Below are 20,027 nucleotides of genomic sequence, written 5' to 3'. Positions count from 1 at the left end.
CCTCGGCTGTATGGATATCGCGAAGATCTGGGGCGGATCCTTCCCTCGGCCGGTTCGGTGATCGATTCTGAGTGAACTTGGTTCTTTCGTGGTCTCGGAAAGGAAGCTCCGCCGTGGGTTCGATTGTTCTCACCCTTGTCCTCGTCCTCTCTTTCCTCGTGCTCGCTTTGCTTCTGCGTTACGCCAATGCCGGACAGTCGGCCCGCCTCGGCGTTCCGAAGGTCCGTCCGGTCCCGGGAGGCGGCCGGTTGGGTGCTCGACCGCGGGTGCTGCGGTGACGGCATGGCATGTGATGGCGATCTGTCGCGCATTCAGCGCCCGATTACCTACCGGGGGGTGGGTGCCCGAATCGGATCGACCTGCGGTTTGCAGTCAGGTCGGTCAGGCCGATACAAACCGTGACGACGGATCGAATTCGGTCATTGTTGGCCGGGGCTGGACGTAGCTGTGATGTCGAATGCGGCAACGCCGTCCGCAGTGGACGCTCTATCTCCGGCCGGCCATACATCCTGGCCGGAGTATGGGGAGAAGGTGCTGCGTTGCAGCCTGTTTCGTGTTGATTGGCTCTGATTGCACCCAATGCTGACGAGGATCCCGCTATGAATCATCTCGTTGATCACCTGCACCTGGCTGGTCTTTTCCGTCGAGGGCGCCTGACCGAAGAGGAAGCGATCAACCTCGACAGCTACTACCGTCTTCACCCGTTGCCGCGGCCGGCGATCTTCACGGCGTCACTTGGCGGCCATGCCACATTCTGATATTGGCATGAACCCGTAGGAAGTCGCCTGATTGCCTGTCAGTGGCGTTGTAAGAGCGAAGTTTTGAGATACGTCTTCTGGTTTCGGATCTGGTTTCAGCGATCCGAGGTCCTGGGGTGAGAGAGGAATTCGCAGTGATGTCCGCAGTGCACTCGGCGCAGTCCGGGAAAGAGATTGCCGCTGAACCAAGTTGTTGGCAGAAGTACGCCGCGTGCGGTGGGGTCGAAGCGGCGGTGTTCTTTTCGCCGGAAGGCGAGCGTGGCGATGCCCGATCCCGCCGGGAACTGCGGGCGCGGCGGATATGTCAGACCTGTCCTGTGCTCGGTCAGTGCCGCGAGTACGCCCTCGGTGCGGGCGAGCTGTATGGAACGTGGGGTGGCATGAGCGAAGCTGACCGAAGACGGCATGCCCAATGACAAACCGCGACGAGCACCGGGCGGCAGATCATGCAGTCCGAGGACGCGATCAGATGTGGGGTGAGCCGGTGCCGTTGTCGGTTTACCGAATGGCGAGCGACGATCTCGTCAAGGAGTACCGCTCGCTGTACCGCCGGTGTGATCGCCTGACTCCGCGCGAGACAGCGCGGTTCTATTTCGTGAACGAGGAAATGAGGGCACGGGGACTCGGGCATGGCATTCCAACTCCGGATACCCACGAGGGCATCGATGCCTGGGACGGGGAGATCTGAGATCGCGAGCTTCCCCGAACTATTGCCGTTCGGAGAGCGCTGTCCGTGAGAAAGGCCGTCCTCATGCGGTGTCAGATCGCCGGTTCGGGGCGGGGGAACAGTCGTGAGAGAACATCGGAGAGGGTGATGATGCCGACTGTCGTTCGTTCGTCGGTGATCACGGCGAGGTGATTGCGACTTTCCCGCATCGACGCGAGTGCGAGGTGGACGGGGGTTTCGGAGGCGAGGGTGAATGCCGGTCGCATGATGGCCTCGGCGCGGGTGTGGTCGGGTTGGAGCAGGGTGTCGCGGGCGTGCACAATCCCGAGGGGGACGCCGTTGTCACGGACCAGGATTCGTAGGTGTCCTGATTGTTTCGAGATTGCCCGCACCTGGTCCATGGTCGCGGAGCTGGTAACGGAGGTCGGAGCTTTGTTGCTCCGTAGCAGATCGCGGACGGTCAAGGTCTGCATGTCGAGGGCGCCGGAGAGTTGCGCAGAGTAACCGGCGTCGAGGGCTCCGACGTTGGTGGAGTGCTCGACCAGGTGCCGCAAGGTGTCGGGGTCCTGGCCGCTGCCGACGTGATCGACCGGTTGCACACCGACTTTGACGAGAAGCCAGTTGGCCATCGAGTTCAGCCATTGCAGTAGAGGTCGGGTGAGCCACATGAATCCGCGCATCGGGATGGCGAGCAGTGTGGCTGATTTCTCGGGGTGGGCGATCGCCCAGGATTTCGGTGCCATTTCGCCGACGACCAGATGCAGGAAAGTCACGATGATCAACGCGAGAACGAAACCGGCGACGTCCGCGGTCCAGAGCGGCATGCCCCAACTCGAGAAGGCAGGGGTGAGCCAGTGGTGGACGGCGGGTTTGGTGATCGCGCCGAGCGCGAGGGTGCATACGGTGATGCCGAGTTGGGAGCCGGCGAGGAGCACGGTCAGCTCGGAGGCGCTGCGCAGAGCGGCTCGGGCGGAGCGGCTGTTGGGGGCGGCATCTTCGAGGCGGTGCCGTTTGGCGGAGATGAGGGCGAATTCGACGGCGACGAAGAAGGCACTCAGTGCGATGAGAGCGACGGTGATGGCGATGACGATCCAGGGGTTGCTCATCGGTTCTCCTCCGCGGGTTCAGTCCCGGCGATCTCGGTGGGGTCGAGGCGTAGTCGTAGTGAGGCGGGGACGTGCCGCTTGACGGTCAGGACATCGATGACCAGTGAATGTCGGGGTTGTTCGTCGTCGGAAATCAGGTCGGCGGGATCAGGTGGCAGTTCGACGCGGATCCGGGTTCCCTCTGGTGGGAGTTCGCCGTGATGGGCGATGGTGAAGCCGGCGATCGTTTCGTAGTCACCACTCGGGAGGTCGTGTCCGATGGTGCGCTCGATCTCGTCGAGGTGCACGCCACCGTTGACGGTCCACGATCCGTCCTCGCTGGGGAGTTCGCGTGGAAGATCGGGGTCGTGTTCGTCGGTGATTTCGCCGACGAGCTCTTCAGCGATGTCCTCGAGGGTGATGACACCGGCGAATCCGCCGTATTCGTCGATGACGCAGGCAAGTTGGTTCTTGCTGTCGGTGAGTTCGGACAAGGCCTTCGGCAGGGGAAGTGTGGTCGGGAGGATCAGGGCGGGGCGGGTGAGTGCGCGCACGGTCAGATCAGTGGTCGGTGTCAGGTCGAGAACATCCTGCAGGTGGATGACACCGACGATGTCCTCGGAATCTGCTCCCACGACGGGATACCGGGAGTGCCCTCGCCCCATGAGAGTGAGGATGTGGTCGAGGGAGTCGTCGGCGCGGACGGTATCGACATGGGTGCGGGGGATCATCGCGTGCTCCACCGGGCGGGTGGGGAAATCGAGAATGCGATCGAGCATCGTCGACAACTCGGGCGGCAGAGTCCCGGTTTCGCGGGACTCGGCGACGATGTGCTCGAGATCGCGGGCGGAGGCGGAGTGCTCGACGTCGTGCACCGGCTCGATCTTCAGTGCGCGAAGTAGCAGGTTCGATGCCTGGTCGAAGATCCAGATCAGCCAGCCGAACAGTTTCAGATAGAGGGTGGTCGAGCGAGCCAGCCACCGGGCCACCGGTTCGGGACGTGCGATGGCCAGGTTCTTCGGGAACAGTTCACCGAAGAGCATCTGGACCAGGGTGGAGAACAGCAACGCCAGCACGGCACCGATCCCGAGCCCCACTGCGGTGGGGATGCCGATGCCGCCGAAGATCGTTCCGAGCGATTGACCGATGAGAGGTTCGGCGACGTAACCGACCAGCAGACCGGTGACGGTGATGCCCAGTTGAGCTCCGGAGAGCATGAACGAGGTGCGGCGGGTCACCGCAAGGGCCCGCTTTGCACCAGAATCGCCCGTCTGGGCGAGAGAATTGAGCCGGGATCGGTCCACGGCCATGTAGGCGAACTCTTGGGCAACGAAGTAGCCGGTCACTGCGGTGATCAGCAGAACGACCAGGACGCCCAGCAGTAGTGTCAGGGCGATCATCATGAGCCGGACACCTCGCCATCACACGCGGTGACGTAGTGGGGTGTGTCCGGCCTGGGTCTGTGACTGTCCATGGGTCTCTCTGTCGATGCGGAAGAAGCCTTGTTCTTTAATCTACGTTTACCTTGCCGGGAAAGTTCCCACCGCCATGCGGTTTCCCCGAAAAAGTCGCGGTGAACGAATGACGTACCTGACCCAGGCAGGCCGATAGCCGATCGATCATGCGTTCACAGCCTGGTCGTCTCCCCGGGGATCGCGCCCCGGTTGGTGTGGGCGTCGGTCGAGTCCGAAGCGCCGCTGATCGGCGGGTATCCAGGACTCCGGTGGTTCGTACGGCGGAGATGCAGGCTCACTGATGTCAGGCGGGCGGGCTGCGTGTCGGGATTCGGTGTTGTTCACCCAATGTTCTGCGGGCGCTTGGTTCGCCGAGGTTTTCGATCCACTGCGACAGCCGAGACTTTCTTTCATGGCTACCACGAGATCGGTTGTCGACGCACTGATCGCCCGACACCCCGTGCTGACGGTGCAGCAGGCTGCAGCGATGGTCATGGAGGATTCCGTGTCGATCAATGGGCGCCCGGTTCGTCACCCCGGACAGCTCGTTTCCGAAACCGATCGAGTTGAAATCGTGCGTTTTGGGGGCCGCACCGCGTAGCTCGACCATCACATGGTCCAGGGTAGTCAGGAAGTGGGTGGGCAGTGGGTCGTCTGCGAACGAGGCTGTCACTCCTGATCAGCAGTACGTCGGGAGTATCGATGATGGCAAACCCGAGCAGTGTCCCGATCGTCGGGACTAACGCGCACAAGAGTTTTCACTACACAAGCACGTTCCGTCCGCGACACTGTTTCCATCGCTTGCTGTGTACGTCGTCGTCACAGGAGTGCCGTGACGCCGTATAGGGCGACGGCTGAAATCGTTGCTGCTGCAGGAAAAGTGGTAACCCAGGCGATGAGCATGTTTCCCGCTACGCCCCACCGGACGGCGCTGAGACGTTTGGTCGAGCCGACACCCATGATCGCCGACGAAATCACATGTGTTGTCGATACCGGCGCCCCCATGCCGGCAGAAGCGACGTAGAGCACCGAGGATGCGGTCAGTTCCGCTGCAAAACCCTGGGGAGGATCCAATTCGATGATCCTGCGCCCAAGAGTCCGCATAATACGCATCCCACCTGTTGCGGTACCGAGGGCAAGAACAACTGCCGTCAGCAAGAAACACCACCACGGAATCGAGTAGTCGTCTTGTCTACCCGAGACGACAAGAGCCAGGACCACGATGCCCATGGTTTTGGCTGCGTCTTGCATCCCGTGGCCGAAGGCCATGGCCGCCGCAGAACATGTCTGGGCCTTTCGAAACCCTCGACTGGTCGATGCCGGAGATGCGTGTCGAAACAGCCACATGATGCCTGACATGGCCATATATCCCAGGATGAAGCCGGCGATCGGCGAGACAACCATCGGGATCAGCACCTTTTCGATCACACCACCCCACAGCACAGTCATCCCGCCGGCCAGTGCGGCCCCGACCATCCCGCCGACAAGAGCGTGCGAGGACGATGACGGTAATCCGTACCACCACGTGATGAGATTCCAGCCGATTGCACCTACCAAGGCGCACCCGAGTATCAGTAAGGCGTGAGTGCTGACGTCGAGCTCGATTATTCCCTCTCCCACTGTGGCAGCGACTTTGGCGCCGAAGAAGGATCCGAGAAGGTTGCCGATTGCGGCCATCAGTAATGCTGAACGCAATGTCAGCGCACGCGTGGACACTGATGTCGCAATAGCATTGGCCGAGTCGTGAAAACCGTTGGTGAAGGTAAATGCCATAGCGAGTGCTATGACCAGGAGCAGCATCAGCACAGCCGGTCACGATTCCTTGAGGACGATGGTTTCGATCACATGCGAGACCTTTTCGAAAGCATCGGCTGCGTCTTCGAGCTCGTCGGCGATGTCTTTGAGTTTCATGACGGTCAGGGCATCGAGATGGCCGTCGAAGAGGTTGGCGAGACATGTTCGATAGAGGTGATCGGCCGTATTCTCGAGTTCATTGATTTTGATCCAGTAGCTTTCGAGTCCCTGCATCGATGCCAGTTTGGGCATCGCTTCCGCCGTTATCTTTGCGCACGCGTCGAGGGTGTCGATCACGTCGCAGAGATGGTGCGGTAGTTCGCGCACTCCGTACAAAGACACGAGATGCGACGCCGCTTCCATGTGGTCCATCACGTCGTCGAGAGTTGATCCCAGCATGTAGATATCAGAGCGGTCGAACGGAGTGACGAAAGTTGAATTCACGGTTCGGAACAGCTCGCGCTTTATGCGGTCGCATTCGTGCTCGAACCCGACCATGCGTTCGGCAATGCTGGCGGTATCGGCTTGTGGGCTGGCCAATTCGGCAAGAGTTTTGGCCCCGAATTCCAGATATTGTGCCGTGGAGGTGAACAGTGCGTAGAACAGTTCGGACTTGGGTTTGAAACCGGAGAACATGAATGTGTCTTTCGCGTCGCTGCAGGGAAGACCAGGGCAGTGGCAGCGTGGATGAGGGACACGGTGCCACTGCCCTGGTCAGTTCAGGGGGTGTGCAGTTCGTTCAGCGCTGATGTGCGCTGGACGATCCACGTACGCATCTGATCGATGCTCGACTGCAGCGTCTCTGCGGTCAGTTCGTCACTGGTCGGGATGGACGTCGCGAGTGAGTCGAGAATTTCGGTCGCGCGGCCGCTCTGGTACATCTGCTCGAACAGGTCCCAATACGTCTTCTCGTACAGCTCGGCGAATGCAGGCGATTCGAGGAAACGCTTCTTGAGAGAGTTCGTGGTACCGAGTGGACCACCGGGAAATCCCTGTTGACCAGGTGCTGTCGCGTCCACGCCTTGTCGAGGGGCGCCGCCTTCCGGCATGCCTTCTGGGGCTTCGCCAGCCGGTATGCCCCCCGGCCCCGCGCCGCCCCCAGGTCCTCCGCCAGCCGGTATGCCCCCCGGCCCCGCGCCGCCCCCGGGTCCTCCGCCGCCGGCTGGGCCCATAGCGATCGAAACACTGTCATGAGGGCCGGTGGCGGCATCACCTTGCATGGCGAGGTTGAGATCCCAGGACACCACGGAGATCCTCTTGGTGTTCAGGTCGTACCAGAGGTAATAGTTCTGGCCGGGGCCGCTCATGTCATCGCCGTTGACGATGAGGTTTTGCGTGGCAACGTATCGAGCGAAGGATTCGACGTCGATCCAATCGGAGAGGTGCGCGTCGAACTCTTCCGAGTTGGCTGCATCCATCCACTTCAGAAAGCTGATGACCGGTTGTAGGTTTCCGTTGTCGACGGCATTGATTTGTTTGAACTGGCCCGCATAGGCGGTCTGGTCATCGCCCACGTACGCAAATCGTGAGCTCGCATCCGCCTTGTAAAGGTACCCGTCCGACTCGAAGAGTGAGTTCGCATAAGTGTCGTCCGGATGTTCGAGTACCAGACGAGTCGACGTCGCACTGTCGTTGATCGAATACACCGTGTACGCGTAACGCTGCGTCGGTTGATCACTATCGGCAGTCAACGACAACGCCATCGCTTCGTTGACCACCGGCGATCCAGGCCGGACCGACAACTCGGTCATCCCCTGATACGCGCGGCCCTCGGAGTTCTCATCGAAACTGATGAGTAAGGGAAGTGACGTCGGGTCATCGGCCGAGGCCGTCGACCCCATTCCCGCCATCATGTCCTGTGGGTCGAAATCTGTTGGTAGTTCCAGTCCCTCAGGAATCTCGAATCCGTCAGGCGGCGTGAACCCTTCCCCTCCTGGCATCACCCCATCTCCTCGAACACCCATGAGGGTGGAGTTACCCTTCAGCCGCACCGAGGCATCGTTGACGAAAGTTCCGTCGATGGTGATGTCCGCGGTGATCCATTTCTTGTCGCCACTCTTCCGGAACGAGGAGATCATGTCGTTGTACTCGGAATCGGTTATCTCCAGTGACAATTGATGCGAGACCGAGGGGTCGAACAATTCCACGGTGCCACTGATGTTGTCGGTGATCTCGGAGGCGATGACAGATGTGTCACCAGTGATGTAGGGACGAATTCGTGTCTCACCGAACACGAAGGCCAGGACGGAGACGAATGCGACGAACACAACCAACAGCTTCCAATGCTGACGCAGCGTCTTCGGTATCCGATGTTTGAACTTGCTCCGCGGAGGCGGAGAGCCGGTGCCCGTCACAGTCATCAGATGTCCGTCTGGTCGTATCCGGTCAGAACGGTCACGCGCTGACCTGCATTGACGGCGCTCAGTGCAGATATCAACTCTGCAGATTTATTGCCCTTCTTCATTTGCGCGGTGTAATACAGCTCATTGAGCGCACCCGATCGCGCCGAATCAGTAGAGACCAACTCGAACTCCGAGCAGTGTTTGATGAGTACGTCCTCGACGTATGCGACGTATTCCTGTCCAGGCGGAACCTGAACCTTGACAACCTGACGCTGGACATCGAGCTTGAACCAGTTGAACTTGTACATGATCAACATGACAAGACACACCGCTACAGTCGCAGCGATCGCCAGAACATAGAAACGGGTGCCCGTCGTCATACCGATCGCCATCGCCAGGAAAATGAACCCGACGTCCCGGGTTTCCTTGATCGCGTTGCGGAATCGGATCACCGACAACGCGCCGACCAAAGCGAATGCGCGAGCGACGTTGGACCCGACGACAAGCATGATCAGCGAAACGATCATGCCCACCATGACCAGTGTCTGCACATACGATTGGCTGTACGAGACGTTCTTGTGTGTGTATCGATAGACCCAGCCGATGATGGCGGAGAGAACGAACGCCAACGACAACGACACGATGATGTCGAAAGTGGAGAACGTTCCACTCAGGTCCTGTATCTCGAAGTTCATGGTTTCCTGTTTCGGTGTTGGGAGTGGATGCTCAATAGTGCTGTCGGATCACGCGATACGTGTGCGGTGCCGAAGTAGATCTTCCGGTGCGCGACTGTCGAAACCTGCGGGCATCGCCAATTCCGGTGCACCGCTACGTGATCGAGGGGCCATGCCGAAGGCCTCGATCGATTGACAATATTTCGATACCCGAATGATGGACATATTCATTCGCGCCGTCATATCCGTAGCCCAATAAGGCACTCGTTCATTGGCTTTGAGTTCCACGATCGCGAGCTTCGGAGGGATGATGAACCTGTTCTCCGCTCCCGAAGCGAAGTGGAAGTCTCGGTCCCGCCCGTGCACCTTGTGATCGATGGTCACACGCAGCCCGAGATCGGCTTCCGTACCGACGTACGCCTCCCGCAGATACCCAGTGGTCACTATCGGACGAAGATCAAGATTTCCCATCAGCGTTGTCACTTCGTTGACGAATGGACGTTGCGAAATATCGACATCGATTTCTTCTCGACCGTCGAGCCACCGCTGCGCGGTCCCGTACGGCAGCGCGATCCGTCGCTTCTGCGTGACTCGATTGACCCGCTGCTTGATCTCGATCTGGACCGGTGTGTCATCGACACAGTCCGACGGCTCTCCGTAGAGACGAAGTCGCACTTTGCGTCGAAACTTCAGCCCCTCGATCTTTTCCCAGTAGAACAACAGATCAGGTGTGTCGTAATACAGCGATGTCACCGGATACCCGCCCTTCGGCGAGTAAGGGTCGGTCTCCATTCGTGCCACTAGCTCTCGGCGCAACTCCGGCACCTTCAACTCGTCGACGAAGTATTTGATCTCGTAGCGGTTGAACGAGTGCAGCTTGCTAGCGGTCTGCTGAAAACCATTGGAGGGGAGAGCAGTCGGAATGTTCACCTCTTGCTGCCTCGAGGGAGGATCTCGGAACCGGTCGAAAATGCTCATGCCTCAGGTTCTCCTGGATTGGAAGTCGGATATCTACGTGGTGGAGTGCTCGAAAATGTGCTGCCGTCGGATCCGTAGGCCTTGTGCAGATCCCGTACGGAAATCAAGGGCGTCGCCGTCTGGTTGTCTTTCATGGAGGTCGTTTCGGCGTCGAATAGACCTTCCTCCGATTCGCGAGTGGAAGAATCCCCCACGCGTGGACACCGTCGTACCGCAGGCGCGGTACACGGATTGATCTCCTCGTGGGACGTGGACACCTCGATCCTCTGAAATGATGAGGTGGCCGCCATGCGGGTGGGATATTCGGCGACCGATAGGAGACGGACATGGTCGCGCGCAGCGCCTCGGCCGGGCATCGCGGTGCGAGGGGGTGGATCGTTTCGGCCGCCACGGTGGTCCTCGTGATTATCCCTGGCGTGGTCCCGCCCCACCCGGGTGCGGGTTTCGTGTGGTCACCTGACGTCCTGGCACTCAATGCGGTGGCCGCGGCGATCCTGATGGGCCGACACCAGCGGCCGCTCGCGGTCCTGGCCGCGGTGATCGGCGTCGTCGCAGTGAGTGTGCCACTCGGACTGTTCAATCCGGGCCTCGTCTTGGCGGCGGGAGTCGCCGTCTACACGACCATGCTGTACGCGACCCGGCGCCGTGGTTTCGTACTCACCGCTCTCGTTGCCCTCGCCATGCTCGCTTTCGTCTTCGTCGACGGATACAGCGGCCTCCAGAACGTCCTGACCGTGCTGCTCGGTGGTGCGATCGGCGATGCGGTTCGCACGCAACGCGACTACGTCGCGTCCGTCACCGAACGTGCCGAGCGTGCCGAACGAACTCGCGACGCGGTGGCCGGGCAGCGGGTCGCCGAGACCAGGCTGGCGATTGCTCGCGACCTGCACGACGTCGTCGCGCACCAGATCTCGGTGATCAACCTCCATGCCGGCGTCGCTGCGTCCTCGCTACGTAACCGACCGGCCGACGCCGAGAAATCGCTGGCTATCATTCGCAGCGCGTCGCGCACCGCGCTCACCGAGATCGGCGACCTCATGGCCACCCTACGAGACCCCACCACCGCGATCGGCCCGTTCGGCCTGTCCCAACTCGACGATGTAGTGCGTGAATTCGCCAGTCATGGAATGGAAGTCGCTGTCCACATCGATGGCGATCCGTACGAACTGCCGGCGTCGATCGATGTGACTGCACTGCGCGTAGTCCAGGAAGCGCTCACCAACGCCCACAAGCACGGCACCGGACACCGCGCTCACGTGCTGATCGGTTACCTGCCTCGTGCGCTCCGCATTACCGTCAGCAACCCGACCGCTTCCGACGGAGCAGGGGCCCGACACCTCGGGATGAACCAGGGGCTGATCGGTATGAGGGAACGGGTCGACTCGGTTCGCGGCGCCCTCCGTTACGGGGCCGACGGAACAGGTAGGTGGCTGCTTGTTGCCGATCTACCCACAGAACCCGCCCATGACGACCTGGACACACCGGACGACCTGGACGCACCGGACGACGTGGACGCACCGGACGACGTGGCCGCACAGGGGGACACACAATGATCACCATTCTTGTCGTCGACGACCAAACTCTTATCCGGTCTGCGATCACCACCCTTGCCACCCACAGCGTCGGCCTCACCGTCGTCGGCGAAGCCGGCGACGGTGAGCGCGCGATCGAACTCGCTCGCCGTCTGCGACCGGATGTGGTGCTCATGGATATCCGGATGCCAGGTGTCGACGGGATTGCCGCCACACGGACCATCTGCTCCGACCCGAACCTCGAGTCGGTGCGGGTACTGATACTCACCACTTTCGAGGAGGATCAGTACATCGTCGGAGCGCTGCGCGCCGGCGCGAGCGGGTTCATCGGCAAAGGGGCCGATCACGACCAGATCATCGCCGCGATCCGCGCTATCCACCGCGGTGATGCTCTGCTCTCACCGGTCGCGACGCGTAGCCTGATCAACCGGTACGTTCACCCCGCCGCCGACAGCGAACGGGTGCCGCCAGCGCTCGCGCACCTTACAGAGCGGGAGATGGAGGTCCTTACTCTCGTCGGCGCCGGCCGGTCCAACGACGAAATCGCCACTGACCTGGTGATCTCACCGCACACCGCCAAGACCCACGTCAACCGCATCATGACCAAGCTGCAGGCCCACGACCGGGCACAACTCGTCATCGCCGCCTACGAGAACGGTCTGATCCGACCGCACCTCAACTGACGCTAGCCGCAGCGGCGGGACAACATGCGCCCCGAACGGGGACGCCGGATGTATGCCGAACAACCTTATCAGCGAACGCATCACCGGCAGCAGCCCGTCGTAGCAACGCCGAGGGAGCCTGCACAAGGGAAGTGCATCCGATCTCCAGCTCGCAGAGTGATGGCCACCCGCCCTGATCCACGCCGTCCGCCCCCGTCCCAACCCTTGTGCGGTTCGGCGAACTTCCCGAAGTACTGACAGTTATGAGCTGCGGCGAGCGGATTGTTGTCTGAGTGTCCCTTATTGAGTAGTGATGCGCGAAACGGTGCAGATGAGGTCGGATCAGTGGCCACCCGCAGGACCGATTTGCCTGCACCGGAAAACTATTGGGATTCTGACGCATGACTTTCCACTTTACTGGCCTGCGGCAAGACACAGATACCCACACGTGAGGAATGCCCGACTCTGTTGTACGCCCGCAGGTCTCGACCCAGCCCAGTATCCTAGAGCGACACACAGAACGGAAGTGAGTGCGATGCCACACAACCCATCCTCCCCGATCGGAATCGTCACCGGCGCGGGCTCAGGGATAGGACGGGCATCCGTCGCCCTGCTCCGCCAACTCGGCGCAACCGTCGAAGCCTGGGACAAGGATCAGAGCACTCTCGACGCTCTTCCCTCCGACGAGCACCTTCTCACCTGCCTCGTTGACGTCACCGACGAGACAGGCGTGACCACAGCAGCTGCCGAAGCAATCGCACGTCACCGGCGCATCGATTACATTGTCAACTGCGCTGGAGCCTATCTCTACGCCTCACTCGAAGACACAACCACGCAGCAAATTCGAAAACTCCACGACCTCAACGTCATCGGACCCACGCTCGTCACGCAAGCATTCTTGCCTGCTCTACGCGCATCGCACGGGTCCATCGTCAACGTTGCCAGCACTGTGGCACTCAAGCCCACAGCCAGCAACTCGCACTACGCAGCCTCGAAAGCAGCACTTGCCCAGCTCACCCGATGCTGGGCCCTGGAACTAGGCCCAGACGGAGTACGTGTTAACGCCATCGCACCAGGCCCCATGCCCACTTCACTCTTTCGTAGTGCCGGCATGACCGAAGCACAAGAAACAGAACTTCTCAGCACCCGAACAGCCACACTCCCCCTCAGACGCGCCGGCACCCCGGAAGAAGCCGCGATCTGGATCGCCCGCCTCGCTCTCGAAGACAACTGGACCACCGGCGCCGTCATTCCCGTTGACGGAGGCATGTCCTTGTGACCCACGGAACCCGCTATTGGGCCTCGACCTGGGTGCGGTTTGCGCGCTAGGACTCGGTTTCGGGGTACTGCCCGAATTACCGGAAGTCCCATTCCCGGAGCAGCGGGCCTCGAAGTTGGGTGCGATGTCGGGAGCGACCTCGGCCCCGGCGGCCGGGAGAGTGGCGCCCCCGGCGATGACCGCGGCGCCGGCCGCGTTGAGAGCCAACCCGGTCGGTAGTGCGATACCGGTGTTTCTCACACTGCCCGACGTTGTCGACACCAACGCTGGAAGAGGATCTGCACGGCGGTGCGGGTGGGTGGGCCGAATCGCAATCCGCGGAGCAGTCGGCGGTAGGAGAAGCGGTCGTCCCAAACGCGCAGCCGGCCGTTTGCGAATGTGTAGTGGCCGTCTACGTCGAGGTGCATGGCAAACCATCCGATGCGGATGATCTCTCTTCGCCGGGAGGACACCGTGTCGTGGTCGGTGGTCATCGTGAGCCCTTCCACGACCTCGTACCTGGTGATCAGGCGAGAGACGATCGTGAGCGCCCGTTCGACGCTTTTGCTTCCCCTCACGCTGGGCAGGCCGGTGTTGCGCCATTCGATGTCGGGATCCACGAGTGCTCGCACGGCATCGGCGTCCATTTCCTCCAGTGCGATCAGGAGGTCCACCACCCGCGATGTCAGTTGATCGTCGTTCAACAGGTACTCCGGTCGTCGGGAATTGTGTTTTCTCATCGGTGGATTCATGTGGTGACCGTCAGGCAGGGACTGTTGCTGCGCGAAACGCACAGGAGCATCTTGCCGGCGGCGCGCTCGGCTGGGCTCAACGAATTGTCACGATGATCGACGACGCCGTCGCTGACGCGGACCATGCAGGTGCCGCAGAAGCCCTGACGACACGAGTAGGGGGCTTTCGGGTTCACACGCAGCACCGCGTCCAGTGCGGTCTGATCAGCGGCGACATCGATGACCTGACCGGTGCGAGCCAGTTGGATGCGGAAGGGACGTCCATCGACGACCGGTGCGGCGGAGAAGCGTTCGGCGTGCACTTCCACACCGGGCTCGTTGCGCACACCTGCTGTGATCAGGTCCATCATCGGGACCGGACCGCAACAGTAGATCGCATCACCGCTGCGAACATTCGGCGGGAGAAGATCGGTCGCAGCGGGTAGGCCGTATTCGTCGTCGGTGCGGATGGTGACCCGATCACCAAACGGCGACAATTCGTCGAGGAACGGTAGCGTCCGACGCTCGCGACCGACGTACACCAGTGACCAATCCAGGCCCATACGCTCCGCCTCGCAGACCATCGGGAGTACCGGTGTGATGCCGATGCCACCCGCCACGAAGTGAACGCGCTTCGCGCGCTCGATTCGCCCGGGTTCGACGAACCCGAACGCGTTGCGTGGACCGCGAACGCCGACGACGGTACCGACTGGCAACTCGTCGTGCACCTCGTTCGATCCGCCGCCACCATCAGGAATCCGGCGTACCGCGATCCGGTAGCAGCGTCGATCGGCGGGATCGCCGCACAGCGAGTACTGACGTATCCGTCCCGAGGGCAGGTACAGGTCGAGGTGTGCCCCGGGATACCACCGTTCGAGGTCGCTGCCGTCAGGTGCTCGCAGTTCGAGGCTGACCACGTCGTTGTCGGTGGACACCGTCGTGCGCTCCGACACCGTGAGCGTTGTCTTGTACTCGTCGATCCGGTTTTCCGGTGGCTCGTCGCGATGAATCAAGACCGCCCACTTGACCTGCGTGGAGACCAGGCCATCCAGAATGCGCAGAATCGAGTCGCGGCGCTTGCCGCGGCGTAGGTCGACCGGGATCTCGCGTGGGGCCGGCCACCGCTGTGTGAGTTCGGGCGCGTTGGGTGTCATGTGTTGACCCGCTTGGCCGCTGGCGATTGCGCGACGTAGGCGAGGGCCTGGGCGGTGGACCCCACACTGTCGGGGTGAAATCCGGGCACGAACGTCGACGCACCGCTCCAGAACCATTTCGATACACCAGGCACCAGTCCGCGGCGTCCGGCGCGGACGAATTCCAGTAGCAATCGCGGATAACCGATGTTCGGCGTGTTGGGGTCGTTGCGGCTCAGATACATCGCAGCACGGAGCAACCACCCCAAAAAGATTGGCCACGTGATGATCATGGAGATACAGCGGCGAAAGTAGCCGACTCCGAAGTACGTGGCGACCTCGTGTGCCACGGCACGATGCTCGACCTCTTCGGCCCCGTGCCACCGGTAGAGGTCAAGCATCTGCGGATCCGCGCCGAATTTCTCCAAGTCCGCGTTCAACGCCCAGTCGCCCACGAACGCGAACATATGCTCCGAGGACGCGCAAATCCCGAGACGCTCGATCAGACGCTGCCGGATGGCCCGCGGATCGGCGTCGTCACCGATGCCCAAAGTTCTACGGAAGAAATACTGCATCTGGCGGTTGAACGGGGCCGGGTCGATGCCGTGCCGTGTGAACACCTCGTTCATGACCTCGTCATGCGCCTCTGCGTGCAGCAATTCTTGACCCATGAAACCGAGCATGTCCTCGCGAAGCTTCTCGTCGTGCACGTCCGGGAGGGCCTGCTCGAACGCCTGGATCATCATCCGTTCGCCCTCCGGGATGACGAGGTTCATCGAGCCGAGGAGGTATGAGGCGATCGGCTCGTTCGGCAACCACACCAAAGGCGCTTTCTCCCAGTCGAAATCGACTCGCCGCGGACGGATCGCTACCCGGCCGGGCGGTGCGATCGGACGCTTTGCCGGTCCACTCGTAATTCGCATGACCACTCCTCGTTCATAAGTACGCAGCAGTACTTATGAACGAGCATGGCGATCTACCCGAGGCTTGTCAACACCGGACTACGAACCGTCGGACGAGAGATCCAGTACCCGTTCAAGGAAAGACATGATCGGCGCATGAAGATTCATGTACGAGTTCGACCCGTCGACCACGTGGCGGTAGAACAACTCGTTGCATCCGCCGATCGCCGCGAGAAACACTTCACGCCCTGGGACTTCTGAAGATCTGGACGCGTAGCCGACGAGCAATGCGTCGGCGAGCAGTTCCACGTACTCGTTGCGCTTCGCCACCCCTGCCGGGCCGGCCACAGGTAGGTCCACCACCCAAGCTCGCACGAACTCCGGTTCGGACGAACACGTCTCGAGATACTTCTCGATGACAGCCGAAAGCTGTTCGTGTAGAGATAAATTGGCGGTCAAGCTTTGTGTCGAGGTGATGTTGGAGACGATCACCTCGATGCCGGCGTCGATCGCCGCGATCAAGCACGCTTCTTTGCTCTCGAACTGCTTGTAGAAAGCTTGGCGAGACACCCTGGCACGCCCGACGACATCGGCGATCGTGGTCGAGGCGATCCCCTTCTCCGCCGTCGATGAGATCACTGCACGCAGAATGCGATCGCGTTGCGCGTCTTGGACCTCGTCCACAGCCAGTCGGCCGCGGCCACGCGGCAACCCGGGGAGGTCACGATCGAACGATCCGGCCAGCCTGCGCATACCGAAATCGTAGCCCGCCTGGCGCCATCGGTTCTCTCGCTCACCACATCCGTGGACCAACCGCCATGCGAGTGGACCGATGTCGAGTGGAATTGCCCCCGTGGTGCTCTGAGGCAATCTCCCATCGCGACACGGTTGCGTCCAGTTCGTCGTTTTTCCGTGGTGGGGCTGCTCCCTGTGACGAGTCCAGCCGTGGTGCGGCGGAGGGCATCGAAAAGCCTCCTGCATCGACGAAGGCCGTCCGTTGTATTGCATGGTCGTGGAGTGTTGCCTCGTGGAGTGTGAGCACGGGTGTGACACAAGCGTTCAGGCCGTCGAAGACCTCGACCCAGGCGTCGCGATCCTGTGCGGCGAAGGTTCTGCCGAAGCGTTCGGACAAGTCGTCCCAGTTCGATTGGTCCCAGCGATTCGGCAACGAGGCGGGATCCAATCCGAGTCCGAACACGAACCGGTCGTAGTACACGTCTTCGAGGGCCCCTACCGCCATGTACCTGTGGTCTGCGCACTCGTACGCGCGGTAGAACGGGGCAGATCCGTCGAGGAGGTTGGTTCCACGACGGGCTGACCAGCGGCCGGCATGCTGCCACGATCGGACGAGCGCAGTCAACGAACTGGCGCCGTCGACCATCGCTGTATCCACCACCTGGCCTCGGCCAGTGCGTTCTCTTTCGTGCAGCGCGGCAAGTACCCCTACGAGCAGGAACATTGATCCACCGCCGAAGTTCCCGACGTAGTTAAGTGGCGGTGACGGCGGCCCGGAAGCCGGTCCGAGCTGTTCGAGCGCGCCTGAAAGCGCAAGGTAGTTCAGATCGTGCCCGGCCTCTCGGGCCATCGGTCCTTTCTGGCCCCAGCCACTCATTCGGCCGTAGATCAGCCCCGGATTGTCCTGCAGGCAGACCTCGGAGCCCAGGCCGAGCTTCTCCATCGTGCCGGGCCGAGAGCCCTCCATCAGGACGTCCGCTCGGCTGATCAGCCTGCGCACCTTGGCGAGATCCTCGGTCTTGGTCAGATCTGCAGTGATTTCGGTCCGCCCTCGGAGCATCCCCGCATTCGCATCGTCGATTCCGTCATCTGCTCCCATCGAGATGGGGCGCACTATGCGCACGACATCGGCGCCAAGATCTGCCAACATGAGACCGGCGTGCAGTAGCGGCCCTATGGCCTCCATTTCAATGACCCGGATACCCGACAGCGGCCCGCCGTGCACTCCGCCGGTGGCTTCGTCCTGCATGATCACCCTTGCGCGGTCGGGGTCGGGACCGACTCGGAGCGGGCCGGCTCAGTTCGAAAATCTGCCGGGTCGACTCGGTAGGTCATGGCCCAGTAGTCGTTGATCCGCCAGGGAAGGACCGACACGACACGACCGTCCGGGTTTCGGTACCAGTTCTCCATTGCCGGATGGGTCCAGACCATCTGTGCGTGCTGTCGGTCGACGGCCTCGTTGTATCGATCGTTGACCTCGGCCCGGCACTCCATCGCGCCGAGGTTTTCCGATTGCATCAACTTCAAGGCATCCATGATGTAGCGGACCTGACATTCCAGGATCGTGATGAAGCTCCCCCCATGTCCCAGGCCGGTGTTCGGTCCGGTCATGACGAAGAAATTGGGGAAGTCAGGAACTGTGATCCCCAGGTAGGCGCGCGCGTCGTGCTCGCCCCAGATTTCTCCGGTGGACCGGCCGGATCGACCGACGATGTCCATCGGGTAAAGAACGCGCACACTGTGGAAACCCGTCGCCATGACAATGACGTCCAGCTGGTGCTCGACGCCGTTCGTGTCGACGAGTCCAGAAGGTGTCAGGGCGTCGACTCCGTGGGGCACCAGTGTGACGTCGGGCTTACGAAGCATCGTGAACCAGCCGTTGTCCAGCAGCATCCGCTTACCGAAGGGCGGATAGTCAGGAAGAGATGCCTCGATCAGATCTGTTCGATCACCCAGCTGATCGCGGAGATAGCGTTCGTAGAACTTGCGATGACCATGGTTGGTCGCATTGATCGAGGCGCTCGGCTCGGGCCAGGTGGGGTCGACCTGGAGGGACGGGTACACCTTGTCGTTGAAGATCCACGACAGACGCGCCCGGTACCACTCGCGATACCCGGGGATGTTGTCCATCAGCCAATGGACGCCGTCGTCGATGGTCGTGAAGTAGTCGTCGTTCGGTGCGATCCACTGTGGTGAGCGCTGGAAGATCGTCAGCGATCCGACACGATCCGCGATAGCCGGGCCGATCTGCATAGCACTGGCTCCGGTACCGACGATGCCCACTCGCTTCCCACGGAGCGACTCGGGATCGTCGAGCTCGCTCGGCCACTCGGCGGAGTGGAAGAGGCGACCACGGAAGGTCTCGATTCCCGGAAGGCGCGGGATCTTCGGACGATTGAGCAGACCGACCGCGCTGATCAGGATGGGAGCCTCGAGGGTCTCCGGCGCCTCGCCTGGTCGCCGGACGGTCACACGCCAACTCTGACTCGACTCCTGGAACTCGGCGCGCGTCACCTCATGACGGAAGCGGACATTGCGCCGGATGTCGTTGGCCTCAGCAAAGTCTTCGAGATATCCCTGAACCTCGTCGCGCTTGCCGAAGTGGGTCGACCAGTTACGAGGGAACGACGAGATCGAGTAAAGGTGGCTCGGTGTATCGACTCCGGCGCCCGGATAGCGGTTCTCCCACCATGATCCGCCGACGTCCTCGTTCTTCTCCAGGATCACGTGAGGGATCCCAGCGCGGGTGAGCTCGACAGAGGCCAGCATCCCCGCGATGCCGGCTCCGATCACGATGGCGTGGAGTCGCTCGTCGCACTTGGCGGTGGCAGGCTTGATCTGCGGGCCATTGACTATCTCCGCCATCATCGGCGCGAAGTCCGGCGGTACGGTCTCGCTGCAGGTGAAGTTGAGGATTCGCTCGACTTCCGAGCTGTCCAGCGTCCGCCGGGACGGATCGTCCAGCGTCCACCAGCGTTCCACTGCGTCGATCAACGCGCTCCGGATTTCGGACTGAACCTCCTCCGAAAGCCCTCCCGTGGAATTGTCATCCATTCCCCGACTGCGAGTGGGTTGATAGCGAGGTGCCATCCACCGCTCATCGGCGGTCAGCTCCAGCAACACGGCGAGCATGGTCGGAACATTGCCCCGTAACACCGCCGAACGCAGGTGGTCACGGTCCAGGTCAGTGACGATAGTCATGCCATGCAGGCTAACAGTCGTTAGCGGTACAACCAAGTGTGATTTCAATATTCCGGTTCTTGCTCGAAAACTTTGCTTGACCCGGGGTGATGCCGATGACAGTATGAGACACATCATACTA

The 20,027-nt window shown here is 61.3% G+C and carries 21 protein-coding genes; 8 read left to right on the top strand and 13 right to left on the bottom strand.

The annotated features are described in order from the left end of the window. Window positions 1–113: 113 nt before the first annotated feature. The 4 genes from R4P65_RS14050 (at window position 114) to R4P65_RS14035 (ending at window position 1,446) form a co-directional block, all read left to right on the top strand. Window positions 114–278: a hypothetical protein gene (locus tag R4P65_RS14050; RefSeq protein ID WP_230815802.1), complete on the top strand. Its 165-nt coding sequence runs from the start codon at window positions 114–116 to the stop codon at window positions 276–278. Window positions 279–599: 321 nt separating this feature from the next. Beyond that, complete coding sequence (locus tag R4P65_RS14045) at window positions 600–758, top strand: hypothetical protein (protein ID WP_317826967.1); 159 nt, start codon at window positions 600–602, stop codon at window positions 756–758. A gap of 137 nt (window positions 759–895) precedes the next feature. Beyond that, complete coding sequence (locus tag R4P65_RS14040; RefSeq protein WP_317826966.1) at window positions 896–1,174, top strand: WhiB family transcriptional regulator; 279 nt, start codon at window positions 896–898, stop codon at window positions 1,172–1,174. Then, entirely contained in the window at window positions 1,171–1,446 is a 276-nt protein-coding gene (locus R4P65_RS14035) for a hypothetical protein (protein WP_317826965.1), read from the top strand. Before R4P65_RS14040 ends, R4P65_RS14035 begins: the two co-directional genes overlap by 4 nt. Before the next feature lie 71 nt (window positions 1,447–1,517). On the opposite strand, the gene R4P65_RS14030 is transcribed toward R4P65_RS14035, so the two are convergent. Together R4P65_RS14030 and R4P65_RS14025 are read right to left on the bottom strand one after the other, a co-directional pair. After that, a complete protein-coding gene (locus R4P65_RS14030; RefSeq protein WP_317826964.1) occupies window positions 1,518–2,531 on the bottom strand; it encodes a hemolysin family protein in 1,014 nt (337 codons plus the stop codon). Continuing rightward, the gene (locus tag R4P65_RS14025; RefSeq protein ID WP_317826963.1) at window positions 2,528–3,913 is read right to left on the bottom strand and encodes a hemolysin family protein; all 1,386 of its coding nucleotides are present in this window, start codon (window positions 3,911–3,913) and stop codon (window positions 2,528–2,530) included. Before R4P65_RS14025 ends, R4P65_RS14030 begins: the two co-directional genes overlap by 4 nt. A gap of 463 nt (window positions 3,914–4,376) precedes the next feature. Between R4P65_RS14025 and R4P65_RS14020 the strand changes: the two genes are divergently transcribed. Then, on the top strand, window positions 4,377–4,565 hold the full coding sequence (locus R4P65_RS14020; RefSeq protein WP_317826962.1) for a S4 domain-containing protein: 189 nt from the start codon (window positions 4,377–4,379) through the stop codon (window positions 4,563–4,565). Between the two features lie 218 nt (window positions 4,566–4,783). On the opposite strand, the gene R4P65_RS14015 is transcribed toward R4P65_RS14020, so the two are convergent. The 5 genes from R4P65_RS14015 to R4P65_RS13995 form a co-directional block, all read right to left on the bottom strand. After that, entirely contained in the window at window positions 4,784–5,770 is a 987-nt protein-coding gene (locus R4P65_RS14015; protein ID WP_317826961.1) for an inorganic phosphate transporter, read from the bottom strand. Window positions 5,771–5,776: 6 nt separating this feature from the next. After that, on the bottom strand, window positions 5,777–6,394 hold the full coding sequence (locus tag R4P65_RS14010; protein ID WP_317826960.1) for a DUF47 domain-containing protein: 618 nt from the start codon (window positions 6,392–6,394) through the stop codon (window positions 5,777–5,779). Window positions 6,395–6,477: 83 nt separating this feature from the next. After that, on the bottom strand, window positions 6,478–8,118 hold the full coding sequence (locus R4P65_RS14005; protein ID WP_317826959.1) for a CotH kinase family protein: 1,641 nt from the start codon (window positions 8,116–8,118) through the stop codon (window positions 6,478–6,480). Next, window positions 8,118–8,795, bottom strand: coding sequence for a DUF4956 domain-containing protein (locus tag R4P65_RS14000; protein ID WP_019746034.1), 678 nt, complete (start codon window positions 8,793–8,795; stop codon window positions 8,118–8,120). The genes R4P65_RS14005 and R4P65_RS14000 overlap by 1 nt, the downstream gene beginning before the upstream one ends. 48 nt (window positions 8,796–8,843) lie before the next feature. Further along, window positions 8,844–9,752, bottom strand: coding sequence for a polyphosphate polymerase domain-containing protein (locus R4P65_RS13995; protein ID WP_230815810.1), 909 nt, complete (start codon window positions 9,750–9,752; stop codon window positions 8,844–8,846). 326 nt (window positions 9,753–10,078) lie between these two features. Between R4P65_RS13995 and R4P65_RS13990 the strand changes: the two genes are divergently transcribed. From R4P65_RS13990 to R4P65_RS13980, 3 genes are all read left to right on the top strand, one after another. Next, window positions 10,079–11,305 carry a sensor histidine kinase gene (locus R4P65_RS13990; protein ID WP_317826958.1) on the top strand — a complete coding sequence of 409 codons (1,227 nt, stop codon included), beginning with the start codon at window positions 10,079–10,081 and terminating at the stop codon, window positions 11,303–11,305. Next, the gene (locus R4P65_RS13985; RefSeq protein WP_230815812.1) at window positions 11,302–11,967 is read left to right on the top strand and encodes a response regulator transcription factor; all 666 of its coding nucleotides are present in this window, start codon (window positions 11,302–11,304) and stop codon (window positions 11,965–11,967) included. Before R4P65_RS13990 ends, R4P65_RS13985 begins: the two co-directional genes overlap by 4 nt. 514 nt (window positions 11,968–12,481) lie before the next feature. Then, entirely contained in the window at window positions 12,482–13,225 is a 744-nt protein-coding gene (locus tag R4P65_RS13980) for an SDR family NAD(P)-dependent oxidoreductase (protein WP_019746030.1), read from the top strand. A gap of 236 nt (window positions 13,226–13,461) precedes the next feature. On the opposite strand, the gene R4P65_RS13975 is transcribed toward R4P65_RS13980, so the two are convergent. The 6 genes from R4P65_RS13975 to R4P65_RS13950 all read right to left on the bottom strand — a co-directional run bounded on the left by R4P65_RS13975 (window position 13,462) and on the right by R4P65_RS13950 (window position 19,906). Beyond that, window positions 13,462–13,908 (bottom strand): limonene-1,2-epoxide hydrolase family protein, encoded by a 447-nt coding sequence (locus R4P65_RS13975; protein WP_317826957.1) that lies wholly within the window; start codon window positions 13,906–13,908, stop codon window positions 13,462–13,464. A 44-nt stretch (window positions 13,909–13,952) separates the two neighbouring features. After that, window positions 13,953–15,089 (bottom strand): PDR/VanB family oxidoreductase, encoded by a 1,137-nt coding sequence (locus tag R4P65_RS13970; RefSeq protein ID WP_317826956.1) that lies wholly within the window; start codon window positions 15,087–15,089, stop codon window positions 13,953–13,955. Next, window positions 15,086–15,991 carry a metal-dependent hydrolase gene (locus R4P65_RS13965; RefSeq protein WP_317826955.1) on the bottom strand — a complete coding sequence of 302 codons (906 nt, stop codon included), beginning with the start codon at window positions 15,989–15,991 and terminating at the stop codon, window positions 15,086–15,088. Before R4P65_RS13965 ends, R4P65_RS13970 begins: the two co-directional genes overlap by 4 nt. A gap of 78 nt (window positions 15,992–16,069) precedes the next feature. Then, the gene (locus R4P65_RS13960; RefSeq protein WP_317826954.1) at window positions 16,070–16,723 is read right to left on the bottom strand and encodes a TetR/AcrR family transcriptional regulator; all 654 of its coding nucleotides are present in this window, start codon (window positions 16,721–16,723) and stop codon (window positions 16,070–16,072) included. A 40-nt stretch (window positions 16,724–16,763) separates the two neighbouring features. Next, complete coding sequence (locus R4P65_RS13955) at window positions 16,764–17,954, bottom strand: CaiB/BaiF CoA-transferase family protein (RefSeq protein WP_317826953.1); 1,191 nt, start codon at window positions 17,952–17,954, stop codon at window positions 16,764–16,766. Between the two features lie 2 nt (window positions 17,955–17,956). Beyond that, window positions 17,957–19,906: an NAD(P)/FAD-dependent oxidoreductase gene (locus R4P65_RS13950; RefSeq protein ID WP_317826952.1), complete on the bottom strand. Its 1,950-nt coding sequence runs from the start codon at window positions 19,904–19,906 to the stop codon at window positions 17,957–17,959. Between the last annotated feature and the right edge of the window lie 121 nt (window positions 19,907–20,027).

Origin of the sequence: Rhodococcus sp. IEGM 1318 (assembly GCF_033142465.1) — a bacterium.
Classification (GTDB): Bacteria; Actinomycetota; Actinomycetes; order Mycobacteriales; family Mycobacteriaceae; genus Rhodococcus_F; species Rhodococcus_F qingshengii_B.
The sequence above is the reverse complement of the archived record's forward strand: the minus strand, read 5'-3'. Positions and strand labels throughout refer to the sequence as shown.